The sequence below is a fragment of the Mesorhizobium sp. M0048 genome (assembly GCF_040323405.1).
Classification (GTDB): Bacteria; Pseudomonadota; Alphaproteobacteria; order Rhizobiales; family Rhizobiaceae; genus Mesorhizobium.
Genome location: NZ_JAMYUV010000092.1, coordinates 1 through 9057, shown reverse-complemented (window position 1 = coordinate 9057; position 9057 = coordinate 1). Strand labels below are relative to the sequence as shown.

Genomic DNA, 9057 nt, shown 5'->3' with positions numbered 1-9057 from the left:
GACCTGGAACAGAGAACCTTGCAGACCATCGACAACCCGTTCGGCACGAGGTTGTCACCCATGTCTTAGGTACATTCTGTTACCCATGTCTCCGGGTCGTACCATTTGCATTCCGACCATGTGCTCGAACTCGGACCATTGATCCACACCGCGTGGACGGCCGGCCTGGCAACAAAGGCCACCGTATTCGGCCCGCCCGGCACCGCCTATTATTGGCAACGCTTTTGCCAGGCGATGGAGTTCGACATCGAGATCCGCATCGCCGATGAAGGGCGGCCGGATCTCCGCGACCTGGTCTCGATCGTCGAGTTTGGTGAAGGCCAGGTGGCGGAAGAGCGCGGCCTCAAAATATCGGCCTTGCGCGTCGACCACCCGCCGGTGACGGACTGCTTTGCGCTGCGCTTCGACCATGCGGGGCAAAGCATCGTCTTCTCGTCGGATACGGCGTTCTTTCCGCCATTGGCGGATTTCGCCCAAGGCGCCGACGTCCTGGTCCACGAGGCCATGCTGGAAGAGGGTATCGAGCGGCTGGTCGCGAAGACCGGCAACGGCGCAAGGCTGAGGGAACACCTGCTTGCCAGCCATAGCTTTGCCGAGGAAGCGGGCCGCATCGCCAGTGATGCAGGCGTCAAAAGACTGGTCCTCAACCATCTCATTCCCGCCGACGATCCCGAGATCGGCGAGGCCGACTGGATTGCCGCCGTCAGGAAAACATGGGCCGGCGACTTGACGATCGCACGCGACGGCCTTGTTGTGGAGCTGGAGCATGATCCCGAAAAGTGGAAACCGGTTTTCGGAAGAGATCATGCGTAGAACAAAAAATCAAAGCAGCACCAAAGCTGCGCCAGGAGAGGAAACCGCATGAAGCTTGCCACATTGAAGGATGGGACGCGCGACGGAAAGCTTGTCGTCGTCTCGCGCGACCTGACACGGTTCACCGATGCTTCGTTTCTGGTGCAGACGCTGCAGGCCGCGCTTGACGACTGGCTTCGGATCGCGCCGCATCTCGCTGCCATGGCTGAATCGCTAGAGAATAATGCGGTGCCGTCGGCTCGCTTTCACGAGCACGACGCCCATTCGCCGCTGCCGCGCGCCTACCAATGGGCCGATGGCTCGGCCTATGTGAACCATGTCGAACTGGTGCGGAAAGCGCGCGGCGCCGAGATGCCGGCAAGCTTCTGGACCGATCCGCTGATCTACCAGGGCGGCTCGGACGCTTTCCTCGCACCGCGGGACCCAATCCGCATGACCGACGAGACCCTTGGCATCGACATGGAAGGAGAGGTCGCGGTCATAGTTGACGATGTGCCGATGGGCGCAAGCCTCGAAGAGGCGCGGGCAGCGATCCGCTTGGTCATGCTGGTCAACGATGTGACGCTGCGCGGCCTGACCGGACCCGAGCTTGCCAAGGGGTTCGGCTTCTACCAGTCGAAACCGTCATCGGCCTTTTCGCCGGTAGCGGTGACGCCGGAAGAGCTGGGCGATGCCTGGGACGGCGGCAAGGTCAGCCTGCCGCTGCTGGTCGATCTCAACAGCAAGCCGTTCGGCCGGGCGAACGCCGGCATCGACATGACCTTCGACTTTCCGGCGCTGATTGTTCACGCCGCAAAAACGCGACCGTTGGCCGCCGGCACCATCGTCGGTTCGGGCACCGTCTCCAACAAGCTCGACGGCGGGCCGGGCAAGCCTGTCTCGGCAGGCGGCGCCGGCTATTCCTGTATCGCCGAGTTGCGGATGATCGAGACTATTGAGGCCGGCGGACCGAAAACGCCCTTCCTGCGCTTTGGCGATACCGTGCGCATCGAGATGAAGGACAGAGGCGGGCATTCGATCTTCGGCGCCATCGAGCAGAAGGTCGAGAAATACGACGGGGCAAGAGAATGACGGGCAAGACGTTCTACCTGCTGTGCGGTGTCTGGGCCCTTGTCATGCTGGCGATCTTCATCCTGGCGGTCCGCCTGAGCTACCGCATCGAGGCGCGCTCGCCCGGCCTGACCAACCGCAGCGGCTTTCCGCGCAAGGCGATGATGTTCCATACCGTCACCAACACCAACGTCGCACGGGACCAGGAAACGCAAGCCATGCGGCGGCACATGATCCGGCTTCTGCTGATCGTCATCGCCGGATTCGTGCTCATGTGGGCGGGCCTGTCTTTGGTCCGGTCAGCGGCGTGAAGTCATGGACCTGCTGAACCATTTCCGCCGCATGGCAGCTAACAATCTGTGGTCCAACGACCGGCTCTATCGTGCCGTGCTGCAGCTTGAGCCCGGCGAATTCGAAGCTGAAAGGATAAGCTTCTTCCCATCGATCAGGCAACGCTGAACCACATTCTCGCGGTCGATCACCTCTATCTCGATTTTCTCGAAGAGAGCGGCGTCGGCGCCGCCGCCCATGACGATTTTGTGCCGTTCAATGATGCCAAGGCGCTTTTTGTTGAACAGGCGGAGGCCGATCGGCGGCTGATCGCCTTTTGCGACCGCCTGTCGGCGGACGATCTCGGGCGCCGCGTTCTCACCGACCGGCGCGAGGACGGCATGCTACCGGAGCGGATCGGCGATTTGCTCGCCCATCTCTTCATCCACGACATCCATCATCGCGGCCAGGTGCACGCGATGCTGTCCGGCACCTCGGTGAAACCGCCGCAACTCGACGAGTTCTTCCTCGATTACGATGTGAAACTCAGGAAAGCGGAGGTTGAGCGGCTGGGCTTGCGAGACCAACTGCTTGGATAATCATGCCAAAGCCACATCGTAACGGGCGAAATGCGGGTCGGATGTCAGGATGGTGAGGTTCTCCACTTGCGCCTGCGCAATCAGAAGCCTGTCGAACGGATCACCATGGTGGTGGGGTAGGCCGCCGACGGCGTTCGCGTGCTGGAAGGTTACGGCGAGCGGCTGAAATTGCATCCTTGGAAGCAGCGTTGGCAGATCGTCCGGCGCATTAAGTTTTCTGATCGAACGTTTGATGGCAATTTCCCAGATGCTTGCCGCGCTCGCGAACACCACCGCTTCCGAAGCCAGAATAACGCGGTGGTGCTCGCTGAGACGTCGATCGTCCGAAATCGACCAGAGGATGATGTGTGTGTCGGCGAGAAACGGGCCGACCGTCATTTCACGTACTCATCCCACTCGGGACCGAGTTCATCAAAATCGTCCGCAATCCAGATCTTGCCCTTCAATGCGCCGATACGCGGCAGGGGTTCGGCCACTGCCGGAGCTACGATACGCGCCGCCACCTTGCCGTGGCGTGTGAGCACGATCTCCTCGCCGGCTTCCGCGCGGCTGACGAGTTCCGACAATTTGGCCTTGGCTTCGGCAATAGAAACATTCATGACTCGATCCTTATGACCATAATTTAGGTCATAATTGATCAAACCACAAGACACCTCGGCCGAGCTGGCTACGCTGCCTTGCCGTCCACCCTCAGCACGCCGCGCTTGATCTGGTCCTGCTCGATCGATTCGAACAAAGCGCGGAAATTGCCCTCGCCAAAGCCTTCGTCGCCCTTTCTCTGGATGAATTCGAAGAAGATCGGCCCGATGACGGTTTTCGAAAAAATCTGCAGCAGGATCTTGGTCGTGCCGCCGTCGACCACGCCTTCGCCGTCGATCAGGATGCCGTGCTTCTTCATACGCTCGATCGGCTCATCGTGGCCGTTCACGCGAGCATGGGACATGTCGTAATAGGTCTCCGGCGGACCCGGCATGAACTTCAGGCCGTTTTCGGCCAGCCGGTCGGTGGCGTCGTAAATGTTGTCGGTACCGACGGCGATGTGCTGGATGCCCTCGCCATTATACTTTTTCAGATATTCGGCGATCTGGCTGGTCTCGTCCTTGGACTCGTTGAGCGGGATGCGGATCTTGCCGCACGGCGAGGTGATGGCGCGGCTGACCAGGCCGGTGATCTTGCCGTCGATGTCGAAGAAATGGATCTGCTTAAAGCCGAACAGGTCGCGGTAGAAATCCCACCATTTGTCCATCTGGCCGCGATAGACATTGTGGGTGAGGTGGTCGAGATAGTAGAAGCCGACGCCTTCCGGCCTGGGGTTGCGCTCGCCCAGCCAGTCGAACTCGGCGTCGTAAGCCGACCCCTTCTCGCCGTAGGCTTCGATGAAATAGAGCAGCGATCCGCCGATCCCGACGATCGCCGGCACATCGAGCGTCTTGTCGTTGCCTTCATAGGGCGTCGCGCCCCTGGCTACCGCATGGTCGAAGGCATGCCTGGCATCGACCACCCGCCACGCCATTGAGGCGGCGCAAGGGCCGTGCTTGTCGACGAATTTCATGGCATGCGAGCCGGGTTCGGCATTGACGACATAATTGATGTCGCCTTGCCGCCAGACGGTAATGTTCTTGCTGCGGTGCCTGGCGACCGGCACATAGCCCATACGGGTGAACAGTTCGGCGAGCTTTTCTGGCTCGGCATGCGCGAATTCGACGAATTCGAAGCCGTCGGTGCCGGCGGGATTGGTTTTGCTGATCTTGGCGGGCGGTGCGTCGTGCGGGAAGGGACCCATGGCATTGCTCCGAAATCTGGCCTGAAATCTGGCCTTGGCCGCGTCGGCCATATCTGAGCGCAATCATAGCGCGGAGCGAGTGCAAATTGCTTGCATTCAAACGCTTAAAATGGTCTGATTATGCGCGAGTTGTGCACTGCGGAGCCGAAATTCATGGATGAGGCGCGCATCGACCAGTTTGACCGCAAGATAATGGCTCTGCTGCAGGGCGATGCACGCCTGACCAACAACGACCTCTCGGAACGGGTGAACCTGTCCGCTTCGCAATGCTCGCGCCGTCGCCAGCGGCTGGAGGAGGACGGCTATATCAAAGGCTACCGGGCGGTGCTCGACCGCGACAAGCTCGGCTTTTCCCTTGTCAACGTCATCTCGGTGACGCTTGCCACTCACAACCGCGACAATGCGCGGCGTTTCGGCGAATTGGTGGCGCGGCTGCCGCAAGTGCAGGAAGCGCACGCGCTGACGGGCGAGATGGACTATATATTGAAAGTGGTGACGCCCGACCTGAAGTCGCTGTCGGAATTCGTCAACAGCGTGCTGCTGCCGCACGAATCCGTGCAGCACGTGAAGACGGCGATCGTGCTGGAGACGCTGAAGGAAACCGGCGCGCTACCGATCTGAGGGCGAATGTCACCCCTTCGACTGCTGGATCAGCCCATAAAGATTGGTGCAGCGGGCGCCGGAACGGCAGTAAGCGAAGACCGGGCCTTCAAGTTCCTCAAGCGCCTCGGCCTGGTCCTCGACATTCTCGGCCGTGATCTGGCCGCTGATGACGGGGATGTAGCGGAAGGCGAGCCCGGCGCCCTCGACCGCCGCCTTGACGGTGTCGGCCGATGGCTGGCCGGGCTGCTCATCGTCCGGCCGGTTGCAGATCACGCTTCTGAAGCCGGCGGCCTTGATGGTCGCGACGTCCTCGGGCTGGATCTGGCCCGAGACCGAATAGTCCTCGCTGATCTGTCGGTATTCCATGGCGGTGTCCTCGCAATCTGGTTAGCGGCAGTCTTGCCACTCCCTGACCCGGTCGGCAATCCGCGCGAAAAGAAATCCATCCGCGCAGATAGAGATTTCGATGCCGGAAATCCAGCCGGACAGCGCCGCGTGTGCTTGGATGCGCCATACGCCAGCCCGGCTGGATGTACGAGGTCGATCGCTCAGCTGCCGAGGATCGCGCCTTTGATCTGGGCGATGTTGTTGCGCATCAGGTCGATATAGGTCGCGGCCGGGCCGTCGGGCTGCGACAGCGCATCGGAATAGAGCGTGCCGCCCACCTTGATGCCGGTCTCGCTGGCGATCTGCTCGATCAGCCGCGGATTGGTGATGTTCTCGACGAAGATCGCCGCCGCCTTGTCCTGCTTCACCTGGCTGACCAGCTTGGCCACGTCGGCGGCGGAAGGCTCCGACTCGGTCGACACGCCTTCCGGGGCCAGGAAGGTCAAGCCATAGGCCTTCTCGAAATAGCCGAAGGCATCATGCGAGGTGATGACGACGCGCTTCTCTTGCGGGATCGACTGGATCGCCGCCTGCACTTCGCCCTCGAGCGCATCGAGCTTTTGCGTATAGGCGGCTGCATTGGCCTTGTAGCTGTCGCAACCCGCAGCGTCGGCCGTGCAAAAGGCGTCGGCGATGTTCTTCACATAGATCTTGGCGTTGGCGATCGACTGGAAGGCGTGCGGATCGGTGACCGTCTTGCCGCCATCGGTTTCCGCGCCTTCGGCGGCGTCGGCCTCGGCGAATTCGGGTTTGAAATTGATGGGCGTGACCCCCTTGGTCAGCACGGCAATCGAAGCCTTGGTAGCGCTGGCGTCGACCAGGCGCTGCAGAAAACCTTCGAAATGCAGGCCGTTGACCAGCACGATGTCGGCCTTGGCCATGGCCACCGCATCGGCAGGGCTCGGCTCGTAGACGTGGGCGTCGCCGTCCGGCCCGACGATGGTGGTCAGATCGATGCGGTCGCCGCCGACATTCTTGGCGAAATCGGCGATGATGGTGAAGCTGGCGACCACTTTCAACGGCTCAGCAAAGGCCGACGAAGCGCCAAGGGCGGTTAATGTTATAACGCTCACGGCCAACGCGGTGCGGATCGATTTCAGCATGGACAGTTTCTCCTTGTTGGGATCAGGCAGTTCTGTGGCGGTGATGGACGATGCGGGCGCGCAGGATGCCGCGCGTGCCGAACAGGATCGAGGCGAAATAGACGACGCCGGCGGACAGGATGATGGCCGGGCCGGAGGGCAGTGACGCATGGTAGGACAACAGCAGCCCGGCAATGCAGGAGGCAAAGCCGATCACTGTGGCCAACACGCACATCGGCTCGACGCGCGACGTCCAGAAGCGGGCCGCCGCCGCCGGCAGCATCATCAGCCCGACCGACAGCAAGGTGCCGAGCGCCTGGAAACCACCCACGAGATTGAGCACGACGAGGCCGAGAAAGATGAAATGCACCGGGCTGCCCATCCGGCTGACCGAGCGCAGGAACAAAGGGTCGAGGCATTCGGCGACCAGCGCCCGCCAGAAGATGGCGAGGCTGGCCAGCGTCACCACGACGATGCCGCCGATCAGCGTCAGCGCCTCGTTGTTGAGCGCCAATACGGTGCCGAACAGCACATGCATGAGATCGACGCTGGAACCGCGGATCGACACCATAAGCACGCCGATGGCCAGCGAAATCAGATAGAAGGCCGCCATCGAGGCATCCTCGCGCTGGATGGTGAAGCGCGAGACGGCGCCGGCGCCGAGCGCCACGATGATGCCGGCGATCAGTCCGCCGATAGTCATCGGCAGGATTTCCAGGCCATAGAACAGGAAGCCTGCGGCAGCACCCGGCAGGATGGCATGCGCCATGGCGTCGCCGGACAGGCTCATGCGCCGCAGCATCAGGAAAACGCCGACCGGGCAGGCGCCGAGCGACAGCATCATCGAACCGGCGAGCGCCCGCTGCATGAAGGCGTAGTCGGCGAACGGAGCGACGAACAGACCGTAGAGCACGTCCATCACGCCGCCGTCGGCCCGGGGCCGTGATGATGGTCATGGTCATGGCCGTGTTCGTGGCCACTGTGCTGGTGATCATGCTCGCTGGGCTCACACCATGGCGCGTTATCCTCCCAGGCCTCGTGGAAGCGACGCGCACGCAACAAATTCTCCGGCCGCAGCGTCTCCCTGGTCTCTCCCCAAGCGATCGGCTGGCGCGCCAGCAGCAGTGTTTCGGGGAAATTCTGCCGCACCAGATCGAGATCGTGGACCACAACCATGATCGTGCGCTCCTCGCCGTGCCAGCGCTTGATCAGCGCGATCAGGTCACCGACCGTCTTGGCATCGACGGCGTTGAACGGCTCGTCGAGCAGGATGAGCTCGGCATCCTGCAACAGCACGCGGGCAAACAGCGTGCGCTGCAGCTGGCCGCCCGACAACGTGTCGATCGGGCGCTTCTCGAAACCGCCGAGGCCGACGGCCATCAGCGCCTCGCTGACCGAGTCGCGATCTTCCCTTGTATAACGGCCGAGCATGCCGCGCCGCGGCCATAGGCCAAGTGAAACCAGGTCGACGACACGGGCCGGAAAGGAACGGTCGAGCTCCGATTGCTGCGGCAGATAGGCGGCGCGCACGCCGGGCGCCCGGATCACCGCACCGGCCATCGGCTTCAGGACGCCGACAATGCCCTTCATCAGCGTCGACTTGCCGGAGCCGTTGGCGCCGACGACCGCCGTCAACGACCCCTTGCGGATCGTACCATCGAGGTGGTGGATCGCTGGGTGGCTGTTGTAGCCCAGCGTCAGGTCGCGGAAGGTCAGGCAGGTTTGGCTCATGTGACGATCCATGGGGCGACGATCGGTGGTGCAGGGGCGGATTCGATATGTGATGTTATTACATTAGTCAACAAGCCAATCGGGCGGAATTGCGGCCGGGCCGTCATGTTGTGTGCATTGGCTTGGCTCAAGAAGTTCCGCTCGAGCGGCCTTGCTCCCGGCGAACCCGGCCCCTAAACAGGCGCAGCTGACAAGAGGAGAAGGAATATCCAATGAGCATTCGTCGCATCGATGTAGGCCCACGCATGAGCCAGATCGTCATCCACGGCAACACCGTCTATCTGGCCGGTCAGGTCGGCAAGCCGGGCGGAAACGTCGGTGCCCAGACCAGGGACATTCTGGCGGCGATCGACGAATTGCTGGCCAAGGCCGGCACCGACAAAACCAAGATCCTGCAGGCGATCATCTGGCTGGCCGACATGAGCACCTTTGCCGAGATGAACGCGGAATGGGACAAATGGGTGCCGCAGGGCAACACGCCGGCCCGCGCCACGGGCGAAGCGAAACTTGCCGGACCGGAATATCTGGTCGAGATCATTGTTACCGCGGCGATTTGAGAATGCGGCTCTAACCCTCCCCCTCGAGGGGAGGGTCGGCGAGTAGTCGAAGCGAAGCGGAGACTGCGAGACGGGGTGGGGTCGGCGAGGTTGCTCCGCCCCCACCCCCCCGGACCAAAATCCCCCCCCCGGGAAATTTATCCACACACCACCCCACAGAGGCGAGGGGTTGGGCCGAACCC

Annotated in this window: 11 protein-coding genes and 2 pseudogenes; 6 read left to right on the top strand and 7 right to left on the bottom strand. The window is 62.0% G+C overall.

All coding sequences use genetic code 11. The features are described 5' to 3' along the window. Positions 1–102: 102 nt before the first annotated feature. The 4 genes and pseudogenes from NKJ84_RS32420 to NKJ84_RS32405 form a co-directional block, all read left to right on the top strand. Positions 103–813, top strand: a pseudogene (locus tag NKJ84_RS32420) (MBL fold metallo-hydrolase); the annotation flags it as partial. Positions 814–861: 48 nt separating this feature from the next. Then, positions 862–1884, top strand: a complete 1023-nt coding sequence (locus tag NKJ84_RS32415) for a fumarylacetoacetate hydrolase family protein (RefSeq protein WP_352509910.1) — start codon at positions 862–864, stop codon at positions 1882–1884. Further along, the gene (locus tag NKJ84_RS32410; protein ID WP_352509909.1) at positions 1881–2174 is read left to right on the top strand and encodes a hypothetical protein; all 294 of its coding nucleotides are present in this window, start codon (positions 1881–1883) and stop codon (positions 2172–2174) included. Before NKJ84_RS32415 ends, NKJ84_RS32410 begins: the two co-directional genes overlap by 4 nt. A gap of 4 nt (positions 2175–2178) precedes the next feature. Continuing rightward, positions 2179–2732 (top strand): annotated as a pseudogene (locus tag NKJ84_RS32405) (DinB family protein). Here NKJ84_RS32405 and NKJ84_RS32400 read toward each other — a convergent pair. From NKJ84_RS32400 to hppD, 3 genes are all read right to left on the bottom strand, one after another. Further along, the gene (locus NKJ84_RS32400) at positions 2733–3110 is read right to left on the bottom strand and encodes a type II toxin-antitoxin system VapC family toxin (RefSeq protein WP_352509908.1); all 378 of its coding nucleotides are present in this window, start codon (positions 3108–3110) and stop codon (positions 2733–2735) included. Continuing rightward, positions 3107–3331, bottom strand: a complete 225-nt coding sequence (locus NKJ84_RS32395) for a type II toxin-antitoxin system Phd/YefM family antitoxin (RefSeq protein WP_254817725.1) — start codon at positions 3329–3331, stop codon at positions 3107–3109. The genes NKJ84_RS32400 and NKJ84_RS32395 overlap by 4 nt, the downstream gene beginning before the upstream one ends. A 68-nt stretch (positions 3332–3399) precedes the next feature. Next, positions 3400–4515 carry a 4-hydroxyphenylpyruvate dioxygenase gene (hppD, locus tag NKJ84_RS32390; RefSeq protein ID WP_352509906.1) on the bottom strand — a complete coding sequence of 372 codons (1116 nt, stop codon included), beginning with the start codon at positions 4513–4515 and terminating at the stop codon, positions 3400–3402. 153 nt (positions 4516–4668) lie between these two features. Between hppD and NKJ84_RS32385 the strand changes: the two genes are divergently transcribed. Next, positions 4669–5136: an Lrp/AsnC family transcriptional regulator gene (locus NKJ84_RS32385; protein ID WP_254817488.1), complete on the top strand. Its 468-nt coding sequence runs from the start codon at positions 4669–4671 to the stop codon at positions 5134–5136. 9 nt (positions 5137–5145) lie between these two features. On the opposite strand, the gene NKJ84_RS32380 is transcribed toward NKJ84_RS32385, so the two are convergent. The 4 genes from NKJ84_RS32380 to aztA all read right to left on the bottom strand — a co-directional run bounded on the left by NKJ84_RS32380 (position 5146) and on the right by aztA (position 8318). Further along, positions 5146–5484 carry a protein tyrosine phosphatase family protein gene (locus tag NKJ84_RS32380; RefSeq protein WP_352509905.1) on the bottom strand — a complete coding sequence of 113 codons (339 nt, stop codon included), beginning with the start codon at positions 5482–5484 and terminating at the stop codon, positions 5146–5148. Between the two features lie 182 nt (positions 5485–5666). Then, positions 5667–6608 carry a zinc ABC transporter substrate-binding protein AztC gene (gene aztC, locus NKJ84_RS32375; RefSeq protein WP_352509903.1) on the bottom strand — a complete coding sequence of 314 codons (942 nt, stop codon included), beginning with the start codon at positions 6606–6608 and terminating at the stop codon, positions 5667–5669. A gap of 22 nt (positions 6609–6630) precedes the next feature. Beyond that, positions 6631–7506: a zinc ABC transporter permease AztB gene (gene aztB, locus NKJ84_RS32370; protein ID WP_254817491.1), complete on the bottom strand. Its 876-nt coding sequence runs from the start codon at positions 7504–7506 to the stop codon at positions 6631–6633. Then, on the bottom strand, positions 7506–8318 hold the full coding sequence (aztA, locus tag NKJ84_RS32365; protein WP_352509901.1) for a zinc ABC transporter ATP-binding protein AztA: 813 nt from the start codon (positions 8316–8318) through the stop codon (positions 7506–7508). Before aztA ends, aztB begins: the two co-directional genes overlap by 1 nt. 212 nt (positions 8319–8530) lie before the next feature. Between aztA and NKJ84_RS32360 the strand changes: the two genes are divergently transcribed. Continuing rightward, complete coding sequence (locus NKJ84_RS32360) at positions 8531–8875, top strand: RidA family protein (protein WP_023674415.1); 345 nt, start codon at positions 8531–8533, stop codon at positions 8873–8875. The last annotated feature ends 182 nt before the right edge of the window (positions 8876–9057 follow it).

Excerpts from the sequence above, each read along its gene's own strand:
- NKJ84_RS32395 (WP_254817725.1), bottom strand. The coding sequence starts at position 3,331 with ATGAATGTTTCTATTGCCGAAGCCAAGGCCAAATTGTCGGAACTCGTC.
- NKJ84_RS32360 (WP_023674415.1), top strand. The coding sequence starts at position 8,531 with ATGAGCATTCGTCGCATCGATGTAGGCCCACGCATGAGCCAGATCGTC.
- NKJ84_RS32380 (WP_352509905.1), bottom strand. The coding sequence starts at position 5,484 with ATGGAATACCGACAGATCAGCGAGGACTATTCGGTCTCGGGCCAGATC.
- NKJ84_RS32400 (WP_352509908.1), bottom strand. The coding sequence starts at position 3,110 with ATGACGGTCGGCCCGTTTCTCGCCGACACACACATCATCCTCTGGTCG.
- aztB (WP_254817491.1), bottom strand. The coding sequence starts at position 7,506 with ATGGACGTGCTCTACGGTCTGTTCGTCGCTCCGTTCGCCGACTACGCC.
- aztA (WP_352509901.1), bottom strand. The coding sequence starts at position 8,318 with ATGAGCCAAACCTGCCTGACCTTCCGCGACCTGACGCTGGGCTACAAC.
- NKJ84_RS32410 (WP_352509909.1), top strand. The coding sequence starts at position 1,881 with ATGACGGGCAAGACGTTCTACCTGCTGTGCGGTGTCTGGGCCCTTGTC.
- hppD (WP_352509906.1), bottom strand. The coding sequence starts at position 4,515 with ATGGGTCCCTTCCCGCACGACGCACCGCCCGCCAAGATCAGCAAAACC.
- aztC (WP_352509903.1), bottom strand. The coding sequence starts at position 6,608 with ATGCTGAAATCGATCCGCACCGCGTTGGCCGTGAGCGTTATAACATTA.
- NKJ84_RS32385 (WP_254817488.1), top strand. The coding sequence starts at position 4,669 with ATGGATGAGGCGCGCATCGACCAGTTTGACCGCAAGATAATGGCTCTG.
- NKJ84_RS32415 (WP_352509910.1), top strand. The coding sequence starts at position 862 with ATGAAGCTTGCCACATTGAAGGATGGGACGCGCGACGGAAAGCTTGTC.